The organism is Mesorhizobium sp. M0016 (assembly GCF_040324035.1).
Classification (GTDB): domain Bacteria; phylum Pseudomonadota; class Alphaproteobacteria; order Rhizobiales; family Rhizobiaceae; genus Mesorhizobium.
On record NZ_JAMYVM010000004.1, the window covers coordinates 199,185 to 221,369 of the forward strand.

Annotated in this window: 21 protein-coding genes; 12 read left to right on the forward strand and 9 right to left on the reverse strand. The window is 64.2% G+C overall.

Going from position 1 to position 22,185, the window contains the following annotated elements; translation table 11 throughout:
* The first annotated feature begins 1 nt into the window (after position 1).
* A complete protein-coding gene (locus tag NKJ88_RS08310; protein WP_023698983.1) occupies positions 2-418 on the forward strand; it encodes a cupin domain-containing protein in 417 nt (138 codons plus the stop codon).
* Positions 419-588: 170 nt separating this feature from the next.
* On the opposite strand, the gene NKJ88_RS08315 is transcribed toward NKJ88_RS08310, so the two are convergent.
* On the reverse strand, positions 589-1,779 hold the full coding sequence (locus NKJ88_RS08315) for a M24 family metallopeptidase (protein ID WP_352443917.1): 1,191 nt from the start codon (positions 1,777-1,779) through the stop codon (positions 589-591).
* A 363-nt stretch (positions 1,780-2,142) separates the two neighbouring features.
* Between NKJ88_RS08315 and NKJ88_RS08320 the strand changes: the two genes are divergently transcribed.
* The 6 genes from NKJ88_RS08320 (at position 2,143) to NKJ88_RS08345 (ending at position 8,173) form a co-directional block, all read left to right on the forward strand.
* Positions 2,143-3,747: an ABC transporter substrate-binding protein gene (locus NKJ88_RS08320; protein WP_352443918.1), complete on the forward strand. Its 1,605-nt coding sequence runs from the start codon at positions 2,143-2,145 to the stop codon at positions 3,745-3,747.
* A 270-nt stretch (positions 3,748-4,017) separates the two neighbouring features.
* Positions 4,018-5,004 carry an ABC transporter permease gene (locus tag NKJ88_RS08325; RefSeq protein ID WP_352443919.1) on the forward strand — a complete coding sequence of 329 codons (987 nt, stop codon included), beginning with the start codon at positions 4,018-4,020 and terminating at the stop codon, positions 5,002-5,004.
* Positions 5,001-5,831 (forward strand): ABC transporter permease, encoded by an 831-nt coding sequence (locus NKJ88_RS08330; protein ID WP_023835044.1) that lies wholly within the window; start codon positions 5,001-5,003, stop codon positions 5,829-5,831. Before NKJ88_RS08325 ends, NKJ88_RS08330 begins: the two co-directional genes overlap by 4 nt.
* Positions 5,828-6,829, forward strand: coding sequence for an ABC transporter ATP-binding protein (locus NKJ88_RS08335; protein ID WP_023835045.1), 1,002 nt, complete (start codon positions 5,828-5,830; stop codon positions 6,827-6,829). The genes NKJ88_RS08330 and NKJ88_RS08335 overlap by 4 nt, the downstream gene beginning before the upstream one ends.
* Positions 6,826-7,602 carry an ATP-binding cassette domain-containing protein gene (locus tag NKJ88_RS08340; protein ID WP_023824653.1) on the forward strand — a complete coding sequence of 259 codons (777 nt, stop codon included), beginning with the start codon at positions 6,826-6,828 and terminating at the stop codon, positions 7,600-7,602. Before NKJ88_RS08335 ends, NKJ88_RS08340 begins: the two co-directional genes overlap by 4 nt.
* A gap of 58 nt (positions 7,603-7,660) precedes the next feature.
* Entirely contained in the window at positions 7,661-8,173 is a 513-nt protein-coding gene (locus tag NKJ88_RS08345; RefSeq protein WP_023824654.1) for an L-2-amino-thiazoline-4-carboxylic acid hydrolase, read from the forward strand.
* A gap of 10 nt (positions 8,174-8,183) precedes the next feature.
* Here the strand turns inward: NKJ88_RS08345 and NKJ88_RS08350 are convergent, their stop codons facing one another.
* From NKJ88_RS08350 to NKJ88_RS08370, 5 genes are read right to left on the reverse strand one after another with little or no spacing between them, the layout of a single operon-like run.
* The gene (locus NKJ88_RS08350) at positions 8,184-8,966 is read right to left on the reverse strand and encodes a DeoR/GlpR family DNA-binding transcription regulator (protein WP_023824655.1); all 783 of its coding nucleotides are present in this window, start codon (positions 8,964-8,966) and stop codon (positions 8,184-8,186) included.
* Positions 8,967-8,968: 2 nt separating this feature from the next.
* Entirely contained in the window at positions 8,969-9,772 is an 804-nt protein-coding gene (locus NKJ88_RS08355) for an HAD-IIB family hydrolase (protein ID WP_023824656.1), read from the reverse strand.
* Positions 9,773-9,779: 7 nt separating this feature from the next.
* Positions 9,780-11,072: an iron-containing alcohol dehydrogenase gene (locus NKJ88_RS08360; RefSeq protein ID WP_081726918.1), complete on the reverse strand. Its 1,293-nt coding sequence runs from the start codon at positions 11,070-11,072 to the stop codon at positions 9,780-9,782.
* A gap of 14 nt (positions 11,073-11,086) precedes the next feature.
* Positions 11,087-12,544 (reverse strand): xylulokinase, encoded by a 1,458-nt coding sequence (locus tag NKJ88_RS08365; protein WP_023824658.1) that lies wholly within the window; start codon positions 12,542-12,544, stop codon positions 11,087-11,089.
* On the reverse strand, positions 12,544-13,221 hold the full coding sequence (locus NKJ88_RS08370; protein WP_023672934.1) for a beta/alpha barrel domain-containing protein: 678 nt from the start codon (positions 13,219-13,221) through the stop codon (positions 12,544-12,546). Before NKJ88_RS08370 ends, NKJ88_RS08365 begins: the two co-directional genes overlap by 1 nt.
* Before the next feature lie 237 nt (positions 13,222-13,458).
* Between NKJ88_RS08370 and NKJ88_RS08375 the strand changes: the two genes are divergently transcribed.
* The 5 genes from NKJ88_RS08375 (at position 13,459) to NKJ88_RS08395 (ending at position 17,841) form a co-directional block, all read left to right on the forward strand.
* The gene (locus NKJ88_RS08375; RefSeq protein WP_023824659.1) at positions 13,459-14,772 is read left to right on the forward strand and encodes an ABC transporter substrate-binding protein; all 1,314 of its coding nucleotides are present in this window, start codon (positions 13,459-13,461) and stop codon (positions 14,770-14,772) included.
* Between the two features lie 67 nt (positions 14,773-14,839).
* Positions 14,840-15,769, forward strand: coding sequence for a carbohydrate ABC transporter permease (locus tag NKJ88_RS08380; protein ID WP_155923309.1), 930 nt, complete (start codon positions 14,840-14,842; stop codon positions 15,767-15,769).
* 10 nt (positions 15,770-15,779) lie between these two features.
* On the forward strand, positions 15,780-16,613 hold the full coding sequence (locus tag NKJ88_RS08385; protein ID WP_023686650.1) for a carbohydrate ABC transporter permease: 834 nt from the start codon (positions 15,780-15,782) through the stop codon (positions 16,611-16,613).
* A gap of 11 nt (positions 16,614-16,624) precedes the next feature.
* Complete coding sequence (locus tag NKJ88_RS08390) at positions 16,625-17,680, forward strand: ABC transporter ATP-binding protein (protein ID WP_023685718.1); 1,056 nt, start codon at positions 16,625-16,627, stop codon at positions 17,678-17,680.
* On the forward strand, positions 17,677-17,841 hold the full coding sequence (locus NKJ88_RS08395; RefSeq protein ID WP_023701459.1) for a hypothetical protein: 165 nt from the start codon (positions 17,677-17,679) through the stop codon (positions 17,839-17,841). Before NKJ88_RS08390 ends, NKJ88_RS08395 begins: the two co-directional genes overlap by 4 nt.
* A gap of 22 nt (positions 17,842-17,863) precedes the next feature.
* Here NKJ88_RS08395 and ggt read toward each other — a convergent pair whose 3' ends face one another.
* The 3 genes from ggt to NKJ88_RS08410 are packed head-to-tail and all read right to left on the reverse strand — an operon-like array spanning position 17,864 to position 22,178.
* Positions 17,864-19,450 carry a gamma-glutamyltransferase gene (gene ggt, locus NKJ88_RS08400; protein ID WP_352443920.1) on the reverse strand — a complete coding sequence of 529 codons (1,587 nt, stop codon included), beginning with the start codon at positions 19,448-19,450 and terminating at the stop codon, positions 17,864-17,866.
* A gap of 41 nt (positions 19,451-19,491) precedes the next feature.
* Positions 19,492-20,793, reverse strand: coding sequence for an NAD(P)/FAD-dependent oxidoreductase (locus tag NKJ88_RS08405; RefSeq protein ID WP_031199672.1), 1,302 nt, complete (start codon positions 20,791-20,793; stop codon positions 19,492-19,494).
* Between the two features lie 2 nt (positions 20,794-20,795).
* Positions 20,796-22,178, reverse strand: coding sequence for a glutamine synthetase family protein (locus NKJ88_RS08410; RefSeq protein WP_023824662.1), 1,383 nt, complete (start codon positions 22,176-22,178; stop codon positions 20,796-20,798).
* Positions 22,179-22,185 lie beyond the last annotated feature (7 nt).

Genomic DNA, 22,185 nt, shown 5'->3' on the forward strand with positions numbered 1-22,185 from the left:
CATGACCGACAAGAGCAAGGTATTCGTATACCCGAAGGACGTGAGCGCCTTCGGCTTTGACTGGGGCAAGCTGTCGCTGACAGTCGCGCCGGAAGTAAATGGCGCGACGCGCTTTTCCGGCGGCGTCGTCGACCTGCCGTCAGGCAAGGGCCACACGCGCCACAACCATCCCGGCGCGGAAGAGATCATCTTCGTCATCTCAGGCAATGGCGAGCAGATGGTGGAGGACGAGGAGGGCAATCCGGTCGTCGCCAAGGTCGGCCCCGGCTGCACCATCTATGTGCCGGAAAGCCGTTTCCATTCGACACTGAACACGGGCGATGGGCCGATGCAGCTCTTCGTCGTCTATTCGCCGGCCGGACCCGAACTGGTGCTGCGGGAGTTGCCGGATTTCAGGTTGATCCCGGCGGGGAAGTAATCGCGAAAGGCCCCCTTCATCCGGCCGCTTCGCGGCCACCTTCTCCCCGAGGGGAGAAGAGGCAGAAGCCAGCGCCGGCGCAAACTCCTCTCCCCTCGGGGAGAGGTCGGATAGCCCCGAATTGCCCTTCGCAATTCGGATGGCAATCCGGGTGAGGGGGTAGCGCCGAGCTAGGCTATCCCACCTCTATTCCACCCCCGCGCCCGATCCCCAAACATTACATATCCCGTATCCGTCACCGCCAACGTGTCCTCCAACTTGATGAACCCCCGCGTCGGGTGAAGCATGGTCGTCTCCACCGACAGCACCATGTTTGTCTCCAGCGGCTTGGCGGCATAGGTGCCTTCATAGGTCACCGGATGGTTGGTCATCAGGAACGGAGCCTCATGCGTGATCAGGCCCATGCCGTGGGCGAAGAAATCGGTATAGGGCGCGACCTTTGATTTCTTCAGAACGCCCTCGGCATGCGAAATCATGTCGCCGCCGATGGTGCCCGCCTTGACCTTCGAGAACGCCGCCTGCTGGACAATCTCGACCTCGGCCAGGAGATCTTCCAGCTCGGCATCCGGTTCGCCGAGAATGCCCATGCGGCAGAGGTCGCCGATATAGCCGTGATAATTGCCGCCGGAATCGATCGACAGCACCTCGCCCTTGTTCCACGCCTGCGGTGACGCCGCGCGGTTGTGGCTGGCACCCAGCGTCAGCAGGCAGTATTCGAAATGCGCGCCGCGATTGGTTTCCTCGCGCCTGAGCTGCTCGATCATCTCGGCCTTGGTCGTGCCTTCATGCGCCCACTGGATGGTCGCCAGCATGGAATCCGTGATCAGCTCGGAGGCAATACGCAGCTTTTCCAGCTCGGCGTCCGTCTTGATGGCGCGCATGCTCTCCAGCATGTCGGTCGCGTCGATCAGCCTGGCATCCGGTAACGCCCTGCGGATCAGCGCATAGGCGTCCGACGGCAGGAAGGCCGGCTCGATGCCGATGCGGGCGCCTGCGTTGCCGATCTTGCTGATGTGCTCGACCGCAAGATTGGCAGCATCGAGCGTGCCCCAGCAGGCGGCATGCAGCGTCGGCGTCCAGAACGGGCTGTTCTGGTGCTCGGCGCCTTCCATGCGGTTGCCGATGTAGGCGGCATGACCGGGCCCGCCCTTTTCATAGAGGACGATAGGCAGGTAACGGCTATGGCCGATCGCATCCATGGCGGCAAAGAAGATGAACTTGTAACCGCCGAGCAGATACTGCGTGTTGTGCTTGGACGTCGCGAGCAGAACATCGATACCGGCCTCTTCCATCAGCCGGTCGACCCTCGCCTGGTCGAACGGGATATTGCTGACGGCGCTCTTGCCCGGGGCAATGTTCATCTTTCTCTCCCTGATATCAGTGGGATCGCCGGCCGTACTGCGTCCAATCCCTTGGCTTCGATCAAATCTGCACCATTTCGTTAACTCTGGTCCAGCCAGAAACAGGTTAGATTGCTTCGGCAGGCTGTCACCACTCGTCATTGCTGCACACTAAGGCAATCTGGTCCTACCAGAACACCAGAATGAAAGGGCCACCTCTAAAACTGGTCCAGCGGACGAAAATTTCAAAGCCAAGCAAGGATGCGCCAATTCCGTCTCTGGCGAAACCCTTGGCAAGGGTCATAATCGCCGCGAGGATGCTGGCGGGTGCGGCCAGCTTCGAGGGGTGCGCCCATCTGGTCGCGGAGAGGACGGAGGTTGATCATGTCGGATATTTCCAGACGCACGCTGCTTGGCGGCTCAGTTTTACTGCTGGCCTCCACCGCCATGCCCACATTCAGCTGGGCGCAGACGCCGAAGAAGGGCGGCCGCCTCGTGCTTGCCGCCGATTCCGAGCCGCGCAACCTCAATCCGGCCATCGTCGCCTCCAACGGCGTCTTCTTCATCTCCAGCAAGATCGTCGAAACGCTGGCCGAAGCCTCGTTCAAAGGCAAGGACGGACTGGAACCCCGCCTTGCGCTCTCCTGGGAAGGTGCTGCCGATGGGCTGTCGGTGACCTTCAAACTGCGCGACGGCGTCAAATGGCATGACGGCGAGCCGTTCACCTCGGCCGACGTCGCCTTCTCCGCGCTGCAGATCTGGAAGCCGCTGCAGAATCTCGGCCGCACCGTGTTCAAGGATCTGGCCAGCGTCGACACCCCTGACGATCTGACCGCCGTCTTCAAATTCGCCAAGCCAACGCCGTTCCAGCTGATCCGCAATGCGCTGCCGGCGCTGTCAAGCGTGGTGCCGAAGCACATCTACGAGGTCGGCAAGATCGAGGACAACCCGGCCAACAATGCACCCATCGGCACCGGGCCGTTCAAGTTCGGCGAATACAAGGCCGGCCAGTATTACAAGCTGACCAGGAATGCGGATTACTGGGCCAAGGACGAGCCGTATCTCGACGAGATCATCTATCAGGTGCTGCCGGACCGCACGTCCGCCGCGGCCGCACTCGAGGCCGAAGAGATCCAGCTCGCCGCCTTCTCCGCCGTGCCACTGGCCGACCTCGACCGCATCTCCAAGGTGCCGGGCCTGAAGGTCATCTCCAAGGGCTATGAGGGGCTGACCTATCAACTCGTCGTCGAGATCAACCATCGCCGCAAGGAACTGGCCGACGTGAAGGTGCGCCAGGCGATCGCGCATGCCATCGACAAGGACTTCGTCGTCAAGACGGTGTTCCTCGGCTATGCCGCCACCGCCACCGGCCCGGTGCCGAAGAACGATCCGCAATTCTACACTGCCGACGTGCCGATCTATCCATTCGACGTCGCCAAGGCCAACGCCTTGCTCGACGACGCGGGGTACAAGCGCGCCGATGACGGCAAGCGTTTTGCGCTGAAACTCCTGCCGGCACCCTATTTCAACGAGACGAAGCAGTTCGGCCACTATCTGCGCCAGGCGCTGGCGGCAATCGGCATCGACGCCGTGATCGTCAACAACGACTCGGCCGCGCACATCAAGGCCGTCTACACCGACCACGCCTTCGACCTCGCCGTCGGCCCGCCGGTGTTCCGCGGCGACCCGGCGATCTCGACCACCATCCTGGTGCAGAGCGGCATTCCCGACGGCGTGCCGTTCTCCAACCAGGGCGGCTACAAGAACGCCGCGCTCGACGCGCTGATCGCCAAGGCTTCGGAGACGCTGGATACGTCAGCGCGCACCGACCTCTACAAGGAATTCCAGAAACAGGTCGCGGCGGACCTGCCGCTGATCAACGTCGCCGAATGGAGCTTCATCAGCGTCGCGCGCGATACCGTGGGCAACATCGCCAACAACCCGCGATGGGCGGTGTCGAACTGGGCGGACACCTATCTGGAATCGTGACACATTTGCGCGGATGAAAGTTCGCAAAGAAATTGGTGTGAAGGCATGGCGTAGGGCCGCGTTTCGTCACACCCCCCTCTGTCCTGCCGGACATCTCCCCCGCAAGGGGGGAGATCAGCAGCTTCGCTGTCGCGTACATTCGGCATCGAAGATTGGCGAAGGCAGAGGCGACATCCAATCTCCCCCCTTGCGGGGGAGATGTCCGGCAGGACAGAGGGGGGTGCCTAGACACCGCACCTCTCCCGACTGGCGCAGCGCTATGCCTTTCCCATGACCCGCGCCCTCACCCTCATCCGCCGTCGCCTCGTCGGCAGCATCTTCGTGCTGCTGATCGTCATCATCGGCACATTCCTCCTCCTGGAAGCTGCGCCCGGTGACGCGGTCGACGCCTACATCGTCTCGACCGGCGGCGACGCCGGCATGATCGAATTGCTGCGTCATCGCTGGGGCCTCGACCAGTCCGAGCTGACACGGCTCGCGAACTATCTCTGGGCGCTGCTGCATTTCGACCTCGGCCAGTCCGTTACCTTCTCGCGGCCAATTCGCGATGTTATCCTGGAACGCCTGCCGACGACACTGCTCCTGATGGTGACCGCCACCGCGCTCTCCTTCGGTTTGGGCTCGGCGCTCGGCATCTACGCCGGCGCCAGACCCGGCAGCTTTCGCGACCGCTTCCTGTCGATCGGCTCGCTGGCGCTTTATGCCGTGCCGGGTTTCTGGCTTGGCCTGGTGCTGATCGTCGTCTTTGCCGTCGACCTGCGCTGGCTGCCGATCGGCGGCATCGAGACGCTCGCCTCGGACAAGACCGGGCTTGCCCGCGCCACCGATATCGCCGTCCACCTCGTCCTGCCGGTTTCCGCGCTCGGCTTCATCTATCTCGCGCTCTATCTGCGCATGATGCGCGCCGGCATGGGCGAGGCGTGGCGGCAGGATTTTGTGCTCGCCGCCCGCGCCAGGGGGCTGTCACGCCGCCGCATCGTGCTCGCCCATGTCGCCCGCAACGCGCTCTTGCCGCTGGTCACCATGCTCGGCCTGCAATCGGCGCAGATGCTGGGCGGCAGCGTCGTCATCGAAAGCGTCTTTGCCGTGCCCGGGCTCGGCCGGCTGGCGCAGGAAGCGGTCGCTTCGCGCGACACGCCGCTGCTGCTCGGCATCATCCTCACCAGCGCCGTCCTCGTCATTGCCGTCAACCTTGCCGTCGACATCGCCTACGCCTTCCTCGACCCGCGCGTCGGCGCCGGCGAGGCCAGCGCGTGAGCGCGCTGCCGCGGTTCCTGCGCCGGCCGGAAGCGGTCGCCGGCGCGATCATCCTGGCGCTTCTGTTCGCCATGGCGCTGTTTGCGTCGCTGCTCTTCCCCGGCGACCCGCAGGCCATTGCCGGACCAGCACTGCTGCCGCCCTTCCAGGACTGGTCGCTGCCGCTCGGCACCGACCGGCTCGGCCGTGACGTGCTGGCCGAACTGTTCCACGGCGCCCGCACCTCGCTGGCGGTCGGCCTGGCGGCGGCAGCGGCGGCACTCTTCATCGGCGCGGTCGTCGGCACGCTGGCCGGTTTTGCCGGCGGCCTTGTGGACGAGGGGCTGATGCGCATCACCGATGCCTTCCAGACCGTGCCGAGTTTTCTCCTGGCGCTGGCCTTCGTCAGCGTCGTCGGGCCGTCGCTCGGCGTCGTCGTCACGGCAATAGCGCTTGGCGCCTGGACCGGACCGGCGCGTGTAGCGCGCGCCGAAGTGCTGTCGATCCGCGAGCGCGATTACGTCGCCGGCGCTCGCGTCATCGGCATGCATCCGCTTGAGATCGCTTTTCGCGAGGTGTTGCCCAACGCGTTGCCGCCGGTGCTGGCCTTGTCCTCGGTGATCGTGGCCGCCGCGATCCTCACCGAGGCGGCGCTGTCCTTCCTTGGTCTCGGCGACCCCAATCGCGTTACCTGGGGCGGCATGATTGCCGAGGGCCGCACTGTGCTGCGAACCGCGCCCTTTCTGTCGATCGCTCCGGGCATTGCCCTGGTGCTGACCGTGCTCGGCGTCTATCTCGCCGGCGAAGGCGTGGTCGAAACGACGGCGGTGCGGAGGAGCCTGTCATGACCGCACTGGCTGAGGTACGCGACCTGTCGGTGCGCTATCGGCGGGACGGGGGCGAAGTGACGGCACTGAAGGGGGTCAGCCTGGATGTTATTGCCGGCGAGCGGCTGGCGATTATCGGCGAAAGCGGGTCGGGGAAGAGCACGCTGGCGCTGGCGGTGGCTGGACTGCTGCCGGCGAGCGCCAAGATTGAAGGGCATTTCAAGTGGCAATTTCAGGCGCCGCGATCCTTCCCACCCCCTTCTGTCCTGCCGGACATCTCCCCCGCAAGGGGGGAGATCAGCAGCTTTGCCGACGGCTTCCCTTCTGCAACGTTCGTGGTTGGCGAAGGCGGAGATGAGAGAGCAATCTCCCCCCTTGCGGGGGAGATGTCCGGCAGGACAGAGGGGGGTGTGACGGAACGCCGACCTCTCAAATTAACCGAACCCAGTACGCTCCCCCTTCCCGGTCGCGACATTGGTTTCGTCTTCCAGGACCCCTCCGCCAGCCTCGACCCCGTCATGACCGTCGGCAAACAGATCGCCGAAGTCGCCCGCACCCACCTCGGCCTCGACTGGCCACAAGCTTACGCCAAAGCCAAAACCCTGCTCCAACGTGTCCGGCTGCCCGACCCACAAACCGCCATGCGTGCTTTCCCGCACCAGCTCTCCGGCGGCCAGAAGCAGCGCGTTGCTGTTGCCGCGGCCATTGCAGCCGGTCCGAAACTGCTGATCGCCGATGAGGCGACCAGCGCGCTGGACACCATTGTGCAAGCCGAAATCGTCAGCCTCATTCGGCAACTGGTGGCGGAGGACGGCATGACGCTGCTGTTCATCAGCCACGACATCGCGCTGGCCGCCGAACTCGCAGAGCGTATCGCTGTATTCCGGAACGCCGAACTGATCGAACTCGGCCCGACGGAGCAAATCATAAACGCCCCGCGCCATGCCTATACACGAACGCTGCTCGACGCCCATCTCGGCCTCGACGCCGATCCGCTGCTACGACGGGCGCCGGCATGAACTTGCTCACCGTCTCCGGTCTTACCAAGCGATACCGTCGTGGCGGCAAGGCCATCGCGGCCGTCGACGGTGTCTCCTTCGCCATCGAACCCGGCGAGACGCTGGCGCTGGCCGGGCCCTCCGGCGGCGGCAAGTCGACGATCGCGCGGCTGGTGCTTAGGTTGATCGAGCCGGACGCCGGCACCGTCCAGTTCGAAGGCGATGACTTTCTGCTCTTGAAGGGTGCGGCCCTGCGCACCAAGCGCGCGCGCCTGCAAATGGTGTTCCAGGATCCGCTCGCCGCGTTCAACCCGCGCGCCACGGTGGCTCGCGTGCTTGACGATCCCTTGCGCATCCATGCCATCGCTTCCCGCGCCGAGAGGCCGGCCCGCATTGCTGCCTTGCTGGATCGCGTCGGGCTGGCAGCCGATCTCGCCCCGCGCGCCATTCACGAAATCTCCGGCGGCCAGCGCCAGCGCGTCGCCATCGCCCGCGCCATTGCGACAAACCCGTCGCTGATCGTGCTCGACGAGGCAGTGTCGGCGCTCGATGTTTCGGTGCGCGGACAGATCCTCGAACTGCTGCTCGACCTGCAAGCCAGGGAACGGATCGCCTATCTCTTCATTTCGCACGATCTCGGCGTGGTCCGTGCGATCGCTCACCGCGTCGTCCTTCTCGACGCCGGGCGGATCGCCGAGAGCGGCGACGCCCGCACCATCATCGACGGGCCGCAATCGGCGGTCGGCAAGGCGCTGGTGGCGGCCGCGCCAAGATTGAACAGGATCCGGCCATGATCCCGCAAAGTGCAAACCCGTTTGCGGACAAGATCATGGTCAAAGGCAAGGACACATCATGACCGATCCCGAAGCACCCAGAGCCGAAAAACTCTCGCGCGAACTCGATTTCGCCTTCCGCAACCGCGCCGATCTCTACCGCCTGTTTCTCGACGAGCTGACCGGCGAACTCGGCGCGGAAAAGGCCGAGGCGATCATGATTCGCACCATCGAGCAGCGCGGCAAGGAGGTGGCGGCCGCCGCCTTCGCCCGTTTCGGACCTAACGACGCGCCGGCCATCGGCGAGGCATTTTTGGCCGTCAGCCCGGATGGCGGCCTGATGTATCCGACCGATGTCGAGCGCGGGCCGGACCACATCGCATTCAAGGTGAAGCGTTGTCCGCTGAAGGACGCCTGGGTCGAGGCCGGTGTCGGTGATGAAAAACTCGCCACGCTCTGCCGCATCGCCGGCGCTTTCGACCGTGGTCTGTTCGAGGCAACGGGCGTGCGCTTCGACAATGTCACCTGGACGCCGGGCCACGGCCCCGGCTGCTGCCACATCGCGCTGACCAACCGGGATGCCGCCGGATAGCCAATGCTGATCAGTCGGCGGCAAACACATGCAGCTCCGTGCCCGCCTGTTCGGCAGCAGTGCGCAGGTCGGCCTTCGGTTCGCTGTCGGTGACGATATCGGCAATGTCGTCGAGCCCGCAGATGCGTTCCAGACTGCTGCGGCCAAACTTGTCGTGGGTCACCACCAGCACCGTCGACAGTGAACGCGATATCATTGCGCGTTTAACGGCCGCGGCGCCCGAGATCATGTCGCTCGGGCCATCGGCGCTTATCCCCGATGCCCCGATAATGGCGACGTCGGCATTGTAGCGGCGCAGGAACTCGACGGTGTCTTCGCCCAACACGCTGCCTTCCCGGCTATCATAGGTCCCGGGGCAGAGCAGCACCCGAAAGGTCGGATTGGCGCCCGCCACCGAGGCCACGCCGGTGGAATTGGTGATGATGGTCAGGTCGCGCTTCAGCTGCGAAAGGTTGCGCGCCACCTCATAGGTGGTCGAACCGCCATCGATCATCACGATCTGGCCCTTCTCGACAAGGCTTGCCGCGCCGCGGCCGATGCGGGCGCGCTCCTCGATCAGGGTCAGGCCACGCTCCGAAATCACCGGTTCTGATGTCACCAGCGAGATCGTCGCACCGCCATAGGTGCGGTTGATCAGCCCGGCATCGCCGAGTTCGATGAGATCGCGGCGGATGGTCTCGCCGGCGACGCCGATGCGCCGTGCGAGCTTGGAGATGCGTATCGACGCCGACCGGCGCACTTCCGAAAGGATAAGCGCGTGCCGCTCCTTCTTCGTCAGTCGGCCTTGGTCCATGACTATTCCATTCCCTTTGCAGCAATCAGCGCGTCGCCAAGCTCGGCAAATCCCTCCGCGCCGCGACCGCTTGTGACGAAGGCGGGAGACGCCGGAAGCTCGCCGGCGAAGTCCAGCACATTAGCGACGCCGACGCTGTTGGGGAAGAAGCCGAACATTGGTGCATCGTTTGGACTATCGCCGACGAAGACAATGCTGTCCTTGTCGTGGTCGATATCTATACCGAAACAGTCCCGCAAGAATAGCCGGCTTGTCGACAGTTTGTCGTATTTGCCGAACCAGCCATTGACGTGGATGGACGAGATTTTCGCCGTCGCGCCGTAGCGCTGGAAGATGCCGACGATCTTCAGAACCTCGGTTTTGGGCAGCGGCGCCACGTCCTCGCAAAAATCGATCGCCAGATCGGCCTCGCGATAGGCCTGGTCGGCCGCGACCGCCGCACCCGGAACTTCGCGCAGAACGGTTTGCTCGATCTCCTTGAGGCGCGCGGCATCGGCCTGCCGTTCGGCAGCGCTCTTGGCGTAGTGGCGAACAATCCGCTTTTTGGCGTCGTCATAGCGGAAATAGAAGGCGCCGTTCTCGCCGATCACGCCATCGACCGGCCATTGCCGCGCGATCAGGTCGCACCAGCCGGCAGGGCGGCCGGTCACCGGCGCGACAAGAAAGCCGGCCTGCTTCAGCCGCTCGAGCGCCGCATAGGCTTTTGCCGGCAGCCGTCCCTTGTCGGTCAAGGTGTCGTCGATATCGGTCAGAACGACGGCGATGTTGCGCCGGTCCAGCGCGGTGAAGTCGGCAAGCGGACGCAGCACCCGCTCAGGCTCCCGCCGCAACCGTTTCGAGCGAGGCAGCCGCGACGTCGAGCATGGTGAACCTGTCGCGGATCAGCCGGGCATTGGCGACCGCCTCGTCGTAGAAGCCAGCCGGTATGGCAACCTCCTGCGGCGTGGTCGGCGCGCCGGCGGCGCGCAGTGCTGCCGCGATCTCGCGCGCCGGGCGTGCCACCCGCACCAGCCTTTCACGATGCGAGCGCCATTGCTTGGCCAGCATGGTGTTGATGGCGTTTGCCCGTTCGCGGTCCAGCAGCTTGGGCTTGAATGCCGCCCAGCAGGAACGTCCGAGCGTTTCGCCGAAGATCTCGATGAAGCGTTCTGGCGTATCCGCGGACGGCGCGAGCTGCAGCTCCGGCAGTGCCAGCACGCGCTCCTGCAGCCGCGCCATCGTCAACGTCGTCACCGCTATGTGTTCGCCGTGATGCGCCTCAGGCAATCCCTGGCCCCGCATGTCGATATAGTGGGCGATCAGATGTTCGCCCTGGCTGGCCGGATAAGAGCCGCCGCACAGCGTCATGCCGAGACCGGACATGACCAGCGTGCGCACCAGCACTTCCATCGCCTCAAGGTCGCCGGTCCCGAGTTCGCCGGCATTGGCGATGAGCGCCTTCTCGTCCTCGGCCAGAAGCATGAACGGCGCCTGCCTGTAGGGCGTGCCGAGCAACAGATGCGCCATCAGCCAATCGGTCTGCGCGGTCGGCCGCGCCATCGAATCGCCGAAGCCGGCAGCGATCAGCCGGTGCGGCGCCCGCGCCATGACATCGAGATCGAGGAAGACGCCGACCGGCAGGCTGGCCGTCAGCGATTTCTTGAGGCCGTCCTCGGTGATTGCCGCCGACACCGAGGTGTAGCCGTTCATCGATGGCGCGGTGCCGAACACCGCATAAGGTTTTTGGGTGAGATGGGCAGCATATTTGGTGATGTCGTTGATCGAGCCAGATCCGACCGCGACTAGGCCGCTGGCGTCTTTCGTGCGTGCGATCACCGATCGCACCGCGTCCATGTCCGGATGCGGATGGCGCGGCAGGATGATCTTGTCGACATCGCTGCTGCCACGCAGTGCGATCGACACCCTCTCACCCAGCGCCAGCCCTGTGTCGGGATCCATGACCACGGCGAGCTTGCGGCCGAGCGGCAGCGGCTTGACCAGCGCATCGGCCTCGTCGCCGAGACCGCGCCCTATGACGATGGTCTTCAGCGGCACCGACAGCATTCCCTGGCTGTCCGGGTCAGGCAGCGTGCCGGCAATAAGGCGATCGAGCATTTGTCTGGACATAGGATGCAGTCCGGTCAGTCAGCATGAAGCGGGGTCAGGGCATCGAACAAGGTGCGATACCGGCGGTAACTTCTGTCGTAGGCGGCCTTGGCGGAAGGATCAGGGTCGATCGTCTCGACGTGGCCGGCCAGCCTTTCAGCCGCCTGCTGCACTGAGGAGGTAAGGCCGACGGCCGCGGCGGCAAGGATTGCCGCACCGATCGGCGAGGCATCGGCCGCATCCGCGATCTCGACCGGCCTGCCGCTGACATCGGCCCGGATTTGCCCCCACACCCGGCTGCGCGCGCCACCGCCTGAGAGCCGGATGCGCCCGGTTGTTATGCCGAGCTCGTCCAGCCGGTCGACAACGTCGCGCATGGCGAAGGCGCAGCCTTCCAGCACTGCGCGAGCGCAGGCCGCTTTGCCGTGGAAGGATGTCAGGCCGTAGAAAGCGGCACGCGCTTCGGCGATCCAGCGCGGCGCCATGGCACCGGACAAGGCCGGCAGGAACAGCAAATCGTCGCTGCCGGCAACCACCGTCGCCGCCAGTTCCGACATCGCCGCCGGCGAATCGACGCCGAAGGTTGTTAGAAACCACGTCACCGCGCCGCCCGAGAGCCATCCGGGATTGGAGATGAAATAGCCGTCGCCGAGAAAGCCATGGGTCTCCACCAGGCCGCCGGGGTCGAGGCGAAGCGTGCCGGACACCGCGCCGACCACTTCGGCCGTGCCGAGATTGCAGGCGACGACACCGGGCACGACGACCCCGGCGCCTATGGCGGCCGAAAAATCATCGCCGGTGCCGACCGCCAGCGGCGTGCTCACAGGCAGACCGGTGAGCTCGGCGCCGGCGTGCGTCAAGGCGCCGGCGATCTCAGATGCATCGTCGATGCCGGGCAATTTATCTGCATCGATGTCGAAGGCGGCCAGCAGATCGCCGGCATAGTTGTGCTCCTTCAGTCCATAGAGCATGGTTGTCGAGGCCAGCGCGTGATCGATGACGGCACGACCGCACAGCGCCGCGACCACGAACGATACCGGTTGATGCCAGAGCGCCACCCGGCGCGCTTCGGGCAGGTTGCGCGCTGCCCAGCGGATTTTCGCCGCCATATGCGTGGCATCGAGGACAAGACCGGTGCGCTCGCGGATGAAGTCCGGATCGATGCCGGCGATCTCTCCTGCCGCCCGCCGGTCCATCCAGATGATGCACGGAGCCAGCGCCTCACCATTGCCATCGACCGCGACGCAGCCGTCGAGCTGGCCGGCAATGGCAATACCCTTGATGTCGGACGGCGCAAGCCCAGCCTTGTCGAGCGCGCCGGCAATGGCCGGCTTGAGCGCCGCCAGCCACAGCGCCGGGTTCTGTTCGGCCCAGCCGGGCGCCGGGAAGGCCGGCTGGTACAACACAGCGGCCTCGCCACGCAGCCGCAATTCGTCATCGACAACGATCGCCTTTAGGCTTTGTGTGCCGAGATCGATGCCGATGACTGGCATTAGACACGCTCGCAATCCGCGAGGACATCCCGCAGTTGCGAGAGGATAGAACCTTTCGTCGGCGAATAGGAGCCATCGAAAACCGCTGTGCCAATGGTAAAAGCGTTGGCGCCGGCCAGCTTGATTGCCTTGATCCGATCGGCTGATGCCACAGCGCCGGCGACGATCAGATGCCGCGACGGACCAAGCCCGCGCCGGGCTGCGCGCACCAGTTCGGCCGGGTCGGCCTCGGTGGCGCGATAGGCGAGGATGTCGCATCCCGCACAACCCTTCTCGGCGAAGGCCCGGCAGTCGGCCTCGACATCCTCGGCCGAACCGCCGAGCTTGGTCGGATGGCCGACCGGCCGCCCGGGAAAAGGGTAGTATTCGGTGCCGCTCCCCTCCAGCAACGCCATGATCTCGTCGACCTGGGTACCACCGAGCAGGCGCTGGATGCCGAGATCCCTGGCGATGCGCGCGGAATTAAGGCAGGCCTCAGCCGTCGTCGAGACAACTTCCATGTAAGTGGTGGCGCCTGTCCGGCCAATGGCGACAGCGAGCTTGCGCAGCACATCCGGCGCGACGCCAATATCCTTGAAGCCGACATGCTTCAGGCCGACCGGCTCAATCAAATCGACCAGGTCGAGACAGTCCTCGACCGTGCGATCGTTGCGCGTCAGCATGAAGATGAAGTCCATCCGAAAGGTCCCTCGCCTGGTCGGGAAAGCCGGTTTGCTGCCGGTCTGTTAACACCTCCCAACCATTTGTTGCAAGGTGCCACATTTTGATTTGCAGTACCACACATTTTATGACAAAACGGGCGCCGGCCCGCCAGGCACGACTTCTAGGGAGAGGGAAGAATGCTCAAGCCGCTGAGACGTACCGCGTCCAGACTGCTCGTCGCAGTCGTATTTGTGTGGCCCCTGACGTGGCAAGTGACACAAGCGGACGCGTGGGATCTGAAAGAGGCGTCGAAACCCTATAGCGGCCAGACCATCCGCATGGTCGGCGAGGCGCTGCCGCCGCTCGAAGCGCTGAAGAAGATGGCGCCGGAGTTTGAAAAACAGACCGGCATCCATGTCGAAGTCGAGATGTACGAGCACTCGGAAGCCGTCAACAAGGTGCAGCTCGATCTCAACTCGCACCGCGGCCGCTACGACGTCATCATCCAGCCGCATCGCGAACTCGGCAAGTTCGCCACCAACAACCATCTGGTCGAAATCGCCAAGATGATGGCCGACCCGGCTTTGCGCGATCCGAGCTTCGAGCCGGAGAAGCAGCTCTACCAGACCGCCTGGCACGAAATCTCCTGGTATGACGGCAAGGAGTACGGCTTCCCCTTCACAGTGCTCAACATGTTCATGTGGTATCGCTCGGACCTGCTCGCCGATCCCAAGGAGCAGGCAGGCTTCAAGGGCAAGTATGGCTACGGCCTCGCTCCCGCCAAGGACTGGAAGCAATACCGCGATATCGCCGAATGGTTCTATCGCCCCGACCAGGGTTTTTACGGCACCGCCCTGCAGGGCAAGCGCCATGAGGCACTGTGGTATGAGTGGCTCAATTTCCTTTATTCCTTCGGCGGCGACGTGCTCGACGTGAAGAGCGGCTCGGCCTGCGGCCCGGTCATCGTCAACAGCCCCAAGGCCGTCGCCTCGCTCGAATATTACAAGAGCCTGCTGCAATTCTCGCCGCCGGACAGCCTCAACTATTTCTGGGATGATGTCATGGCGCTGATGCAGCAAGCCAAGGTCGCCGAGCTGATCATGTGGAACGACGCAACCTATGCCGTGTCGGTCGACACCACGGCCTCCACCGTGGTCGGCAAGGTTGGCTTCGATCTCGTGCCGCAAGGCGACGGCGGGAAGATCGGCCAGGTCGAGGGCTGGACCTATCTCATCCCGGTCTATTCGAAGAACCAGCAGGCCGCCTTCCTCTTCGTCCAGTGGATGATGGGCTATGACCGCCAGCTCGAACAGCATCTCAATGGCGGCGCTTCAGGTCGGCCAGATGTCTATGCCTCCGCCGAGGTGCAGAAGCTGCCCTATGCCAAGGCTTCGATGGAGGCCAACGAGCATGCGGTGCCGAAGGCGACGCTGCCGCAATCGGCCGAGATGACCGACATACTAGTGCGCGAACTGTCATCCTACCTCGCCGGCGAAAAGGAGGCGCAGGCCGCCCTCGACACCGCCGCCACCGACATCTCGACACTGCTCGGTTCTTGCGCACCCATGACCTATCCGGCACGATAGGCCTTGAGATGTCGCGCAGAGGCTACCCGCACAAGCGGGTAGCCGTTCTTGTCCGCAGGAAACGCCCGTGACGAACCGCACTCCATCGCCGCGCGGAATGCCGCTTCTCGACCGTGGGGTGGGGCCGCTCTTGATGCTGCCGGCGACGCTGCTCGTCGTCGTCTTCCTGGTCGGCCCGTTCTACTACATGGTCTACACCGCGCTGACCGACCTCAGCTTCGCCGACGCCAGCCATGCCGGCGCCTTCGTCGGTTTCGACAATTTCCGCAAGCTGATGCGCAACGACCCATTCTTCTGGGCATCGTTCCTGCTGACGCTGAAATTCGTCATCATCGCCGTCGGCCTGGAATTCCTGCTCGGCTTTGCGCTGGCCTTCCTGATCTTCCGCTTCGTCGCCAGCCAGCGGCTTCTCACCACACTGCTGCTCATCCCGATGATGATCGCGCCGGTCGCCGTCGGGCTGATCTGGCGGCTGCTGTTGCAGGGCGATTTCGGCATGCTCACCTTCTACATGCGCAAGGTCGGCCTGCTGGCGCAGAATTCGGCGGTGCTTTCGGCACCCGACCTGGTGTTTCCGACCATCGTCGCCATCGATGTCTGGCAGTGGACGCCTTTCGTCACCCTGATCATGCTCGCCGGGATGATGAGCCTGCCGCGCGCGCCGTTCGAGGCGGCGATGATGGATGGCGCCAAACCGTTCCAGATTTTCCGAAACGTCATGCTGCCGCTGCTGCGGCCGGTCATCGCGCTCGTGCTGCTGCTGCGCGGCATCGACGCCTTCAAGGAGTTCGACAAGGTTTTCCTGATGACCGGCGGCGGACCGGGAACGCTGACCGAGCTGGTCTCGATCTACGCCTACCGCGTCAATTTCCGTAACTGGGACCTCGGCTACGGCGCCGCGGTCGCCTTCATGATCTATCTCGTCGTGCTGATCCTGTGCTCGGTCTTCTACAAGGCCGTCTACTGGTCGAGCCGCAAGCAGGTGGGGGCGTTTTGAGGGCGCTGCGATGATCGATCAGTCCACCAACCGCGCCTGGAAAAGCTTTGCCTGGGCGGTGTTGCTCGTCGCCGTCGTGGTGGCGCTGACGCCTTATGTCTGGATGGTGCTGGCGTCGTTCAAGAACCGCGTCGATCTTCTGTCTTCTGTGCCGAAATGGATTTTTTCGCCGACGCTTGCCAACTATCCCGCCGTCTTCATCGACAAGGGATACTGGCCGCTGGCGATCAATTCGGTGCTGATCTCGGTGTCGTCGACCATACTCTGCATCGTCATCGGCGCGCCAGCGGCCTATGGCTTTGCCCGCTCGGATTTTCCCGGCAAGGAAGACCTGTTCTTCTTCTTCCTGACCACGCGCATGGCGCCGCCGATCTCAATCGCCGTGCCGCTGTTCCTGTTCTTCACCTCGCTGGGCCTGATCGACACCATCTACGCCGTTGTGATCGCCCACACCTCCTTCAACCTGTCGCTCGTCGTCTGGATGATGCGCGGCTTCTTCGCCGAAATCCCCAGGGAGATCGACGAGGCCGCGATGATGGACGGCCGCTCGCGGCTCGGCGCATTCTTCTTCGTCGTCGCGCCGCTGGCCGCACCCGGCATCGGCGCCACAGCGGTGCTCTGCTTCATCCTGTCGTGGAACGAGTTCCTCTATGCCTTCATCCTCGTCGCTTTCGACGGGCGGCCGCTGACCGTCGGCATACCGGGGCTGGTGACGCCGCATGGCACGCTCTGGGGACAGGTCGCGGCAGTCGCGATCGTGGCAACGCTGCCGATCGTGCTTTTCACGTTCCTTGTCCAGAAACAGCTCGTCCGCGGCCTCACCTTCGGCGCGGTCAAGGGTTGAAGGGATCTTTTATGGCAATTGTTTTCGACGGCGTCACCAAGGCCTTCCCGGACGGGACGGTGGCGCTGCAGGCGCTCGATCTTGCTTTCGAGCCCGGCGAATTCCTGGTTCTGCTCGGCCCGTCCGGTTCCGGCAAGACGACAGCCTGCCGGCTGCTCGCCGGGCTGGAGCGGCCGACCGCCGGGCGCATCATGGTCGAGGGCCTCGATGTCACCGACCTGCCGCCGCGCCTGCGCGGCATGGGCATGGTGTTCCAGAACTATGCGCTCTACAGCCATAAGAGCGTCTACGAGAACATCGCCTATCCCTTGCGCATCCGAAAGATGCCGGCCGCCGAGCTTGACCGCTGCGTCCGCGCCATGGCCGAGCTGCTCGAAATCACCCGTTACCTCGACCGCCGCCCTTCGCAATTGTCGGGCGGCCAGGCGCAGCGCGTGGCTGTGGCCCGCGCACTCGTCTGGCAGCCGAGCCTCTGTCTGATGGACGAGCCGCTGTCCAATCTCGACGCCTTGTTGCGGCTCCACATGCGCACCGAGCTGAAGCGTCTGCATCGCGAGCTGAAAAAGACCTTCGTCTTCGTCACCCACGACCAGGAAGAGGCGATGACGCTGGCGACCAGGGTCGCGGTGTTGCGCGAAGGCGCACTGATCCAGTACGACGACCCGCGCGAGATCTATCGGCGGCCTGCCAATCGCTTCATCGCCGAATTCATCGGCCGTCCAGCGATGAACACGTTCGATGGCGATGTCCGCGCCGGCGTCTTCCACGCCAGCGGTTTCACTTGCCCGCTTCCGGGAAAGCCTGATGGTCCCATCGTGCTCGGCATTCGCCCGGAGCAGATCCAGCTTGTCGACGCGACTGCCGGCGACGCCATCCTGTTTGCCGTCGACGTCGTCGAACCGGTCGAGCCGGACGTGCTGATCTTCGCCAATAGCGAGGCCAACGCGCTGATCGTCAGGACTGTGAATGACGATCGCGCTTTCGATCCCGGCCAGCCGCTTTATCTACGCTTTCCGCCGGCAGCGCTGCACACATTCGATGCTGTGTCGGGAGCGCGGCTGCCGTGAGCACGCTGCTCGCTTTGGTGCCGCTGGCCGCCGCAGCCTTGGTCTGGTGGCTGTTCTACAGCTTCAACCGGTCGCGGCGCTGGTTCTCGACAGGCGAACTCATCTTCTGGGACGCCATTGCACTGGTAACCCTGCAGCTTGTCTGGCTGATCTGGTTCTGAATGCGCATTCCAGCAACGCAGATCAGTAGCCCAGCGCACAACCGTCCTTGCGAGGATCGGAGGCACCGGTGAGCGTGCCCTTTTCCCAATCGATCAGCACCAGCTGGCCGCCGCCATGCGGCTCCTCGGCGATCGAAACCTGATGACCGCGCTGACGCAGGCCGGCGATCGCCTCAGCCGGAATCCCGCGCTCGGCCAGCACGGCATTGTCCTTGTAGAACACCCGTGGCGCATCCAGTGCCTGCTGCGGGTCCATCCCGAAATCGATCATGTTGGTCAACAGATGGACATGGCCGAACGGCTGGTAGCCGCCGCCCATCACCCCGAACGGCATCACCACCTTACCCCCTCGCGTCGCCATGCCAGGCATGATGGTGTGCATCGGTCGCTTTCGCGGCGCGATACGATTTGGATGGCCTTCCGTGAGGCGAAAACTGCTGCCGCGATTCTGCAGCACGACGCCTGTCTTGGGACCGACGACGCCGCTGCCGAAGGAACCGAAGGTCGAGTTGATGAAGCTGACTGCATTGCGGTCGCGGTCGACCACGGAGATATAGACGGTGTCGCTGCGCGGCAGCTCAAGCCGCGGCAGATGCGTCATGGCGAGGGCCGGATCGATGGCGGCGCGCAGCCGCTCCGCACAAGCTGCCGACAGCAGTTGTTCGACGGGGACCTGGACGAAATCCTGGTCGCCGATGAAAGTATCGCGGTCCTGGTAGGCAAGCCGGCCGGCTTCGATCTCGAGATGCAGCCGCTGGGCACTGTTCGGCTCCAACGAACCAAGGCTGAAGCCCGAAAGCACATTCAGCATGATCAGCGCCGTCATGCCCTGATTGTTCGGTGGCATCTGATGGATATCGTAGCCGCGATAGGACGTATTCACCGACGTGACGTAGTCGCCTTGGGTCTCGGCGAAATCCTCCAATGCATGCAGCCCGCCCAGCGCGCGAAGACGTTCCACCAGATCGTCCGCGACTTCACCTTCATAAAACCCTGCACGGCCTCGGTTGGCGATGATGCGCAAGGTGTCCGCCAAGTGCGGCTGCCGATGCACATCGCCGGCTTGCGGCGCCCTTCCCTCGGGCAGGAATATGCGCGCGGCATGTTCATCGGCTGAGAGCAGAGCGACCTCGTCGGCCCAGTCGAAGGCGACGCGATCATGAACGACATAGCCTTGTTCGGCATAGCGAATGGCTGGCGCCAGCGCGGCGTCGATGCCCTTTTTTCCGTGGTCCTCGAGTAGCCGGCACCATGCATCGATGGCGCCTGGTATGGTGACGGCATGCGGTCCGGCCGCAGGCAGTTCGCAATGCCCCCGCTCCAGATACCATTCGGCGGTTGCCGCAGCGGGCGAACGCCCCGAGCCGTTGAAAGCGAGAACATCGCCCTCGCCTTTGGGACTGTAGAGCACAAAACAGTCGCCGCCGATGCCGGTCGATTGCGGCTCGACGACGCCTTGCACCGCCGCAGCGCACACAGCGGCATCCATGGCATTGCCGCCGGAGCGCAGCATGTCGATGGCGGCCAGCGTCGCCAGCGGATGCGATGTCGCCGCCATCGCTTCTGTCGCGCGAACTGGCGAGCGGCCGGGGGACTGAAAATCACGCATGCAATCGCCTCCAATGATTTCGCGCCCGCCGGCCGCAGCCTTCAATGCTTGATGCGGTCGCGCATGGCGTACCACAACATCCCCAGCACATAGAGCGGGCCCCGCAGCGCCGTACCGCCCGGGAACGGCATCGGCGTCAGCGTCGAGAACAGGTCCAGCCGCGAGGCGTCGCCCGTAATCGCTTCGGCCAAGAGCTTGCCCGACAGCGTTGACAGGATGACGCCCTTGCCGGAATAGCCATGCGCGAAATAGACCTCGCCATAGTGCCCGACATGCGGCAGCCGCGACGTGGTCACCGACACCAGGCCGCCCCAGGCATGATCGATGCGGCAGCCCTTCAATTGCAGGAAGGTGGCCTCCATGTGCGGCCGCACGAAGCCGGCAATGTCGGCCGGCGGCGATGGCGTGTAGCGCTCGCCGCCGCCGAACAGCAGCCGACCGTCCGCCGACATGCGGTAGTAGTTGACGACGAAGCGCGTGTCGGACACCGCGACATTGGCCGGGATGACATTGTGTTTGCCCTCCAGCGGTTCGGTGGCGACGATGTAGTTGCCGACCGGCATGATGCGGCTGTTGACGCGCGGCTCCAGCCCATGCAGCAACGCGTCGCCGGCCAGCACGACATGTTTGGCCCTTACCGACCCCTGCGCCGTCGAGACCCGGATCGAAGGCTCGCGCTCCAGCTTTACCGCGACGGAATTTTCATGGATGACGACACCGGCCGCCACGGCGGCACGGGCAAGGCCGAGCGTGTAGTTCAGCGGATGCATATGGCCGCCAAGCGGCTCATACATGGCGCCATGATACGGCGTGTCCACCTTGCCGCGTGCCTGCGCCGCCGACAGGATCTCGACGTCGTGGAACTTCATCACGCTCTCGAGGCATTTGGCCTCGTCTTCGAGATCCCTGAGGTCGGAGCCATTAACGGCACCGACGAGATGGCCGGTCAGCCGCAGATCGCAGTCGATGGCGTGGCGCTCGATGATGTCGAGCACCAGGCCCCGCGCCTCGAAGGCGAGGTCGAACAGCGCCTTCGCCCGCTCGGGGCCGTAGAGCTTGACCAGCCCCTTGGCGCCTTTGCGCAGGCCGGGGATCATCTGGCCGCCATTGCGGCCCGACGCGCCCCAGCCGATCTTGCCGCCTTCGAGCAGCACCACCTTCAGGCCGCGCTCGGCGGCGTGTAGGGCGGCCGACAGGCCGGTGCAGCCGCCGCCGACCACCACCAAATCGGCGTCGACATCTCCCGCCAGCGCCGGATGGTCCGGCGCCGGATTGGCGGTGGCGACATAATAGGATTTGCCGATATCGAGGCCCGAATTGAAACCCGTCGAGCTGGAGGCCATGATCACACCTTCAGCAGCAAATGGTCGCGTTCCCAGCTCGTGACCACGCTCTGGAACAGGTCGAGTTCGACGCTCTTGACGCGCAGATAGGTCTGGAAGAAATCCTCGCCCAGCAGTGCCCGCACCGGCTCGCAAGCGGTGAAACGATCAAGCGCCTCCTCCATGGTTTTCGGCAGCGTGCTTTTGATCTTGTAGGCATTGCCAGATGCCTCGGCCGAGCGCGCCAGCTTCTGCTCGACGCCGAGATAGCCGGCAAGCAGCGAACCGGCGATCGCCAGATAGGGATTGCAATCCGCTCCCGGCAAGCGGTTCTCTACCCGCCGGGCGGCGCGGCCACCTGCCGGCACGCGCAGGCCGCAAGAGCGGTTGTCATGCGACCATTCGATGTTGGCCGGTGCGCTGTGGTTCGGCCGGATGCGGCGGAACGAGTTCACGTTGGGTGCGAATAGCGGCATGATCTCGGGCACATATTTCTGCAGGCCGCCGATGAAATGGCCGAACATTTCGGTGTCTGCATCATCTCTGTCGGCAAACAGCGCGGCGCCCGTCTTCTCATCGACGACGGACATGTGCAGGTGCATCGAGCTTCCCGCCTGCGCCGCGATCGGCTTGGCCATGAAGGTGGCGTGCATGCCGCTCTGCTGCGCCGCCTGGCGCGTCAGCCGCTTGAACAGCAGCACCTGGTCGGCCAGCGGCACCGCGTCGCCATGCAGCAGATTGATCTCCAGCTGCGCGGTGCCGGATTCATGGATCAGCGTGTCGAGCGGCAGACCGGCGGCCGCGGCATAGTCATAGACGCGCCTTATCACCGGCTCGAATTCTTCCAGCGCCACCATGTCATAGGGATGCTGCGAACCCTCGGCGCGGCCATTGGCGCCGACCGGTGCTGTCAGCGGCTGGTCGGGATTCGGATTGGGCGCGGTCAGATAGAATTCGACTTCCGGCGCCACCACCGCGCGCCAACCGCGCTTCCGGTAGAGATCGAGCACGGCGCGCAGCACATGTCGTGGCGAGGCCATCCAGGGCTTGCCTTCCATGTGGAAGGCGTCGGCGAAGACATAGGCTTTGCCAGGGCCACCGCCCGGCGCCAGGCACAGCGTCGACATATCAGGCACCATGCGCATATCCGGGTCTTGATAGGCAAAGCCTTCGTCGATCGAACCGGAGTAGCGGCCATCGATGCTGACCAGGAAAGCGCTGCTCGGCAGGTAGAGTGCGCGGTCTTCCAGCGCCTTGAGGAATTTTGCTGTCGGCAGCGCCTTGCCGCGCAGCACGCCATTCATGTCGGGCACCAGGCACTCGACCTCCGTGATGCCGTGCTGGGCGAGCCAGGCCTTGGGATCGTTGCCGGTGAAGAGAGCGGTGTTGGTATTTTTGTCCTGCATTTTGGTT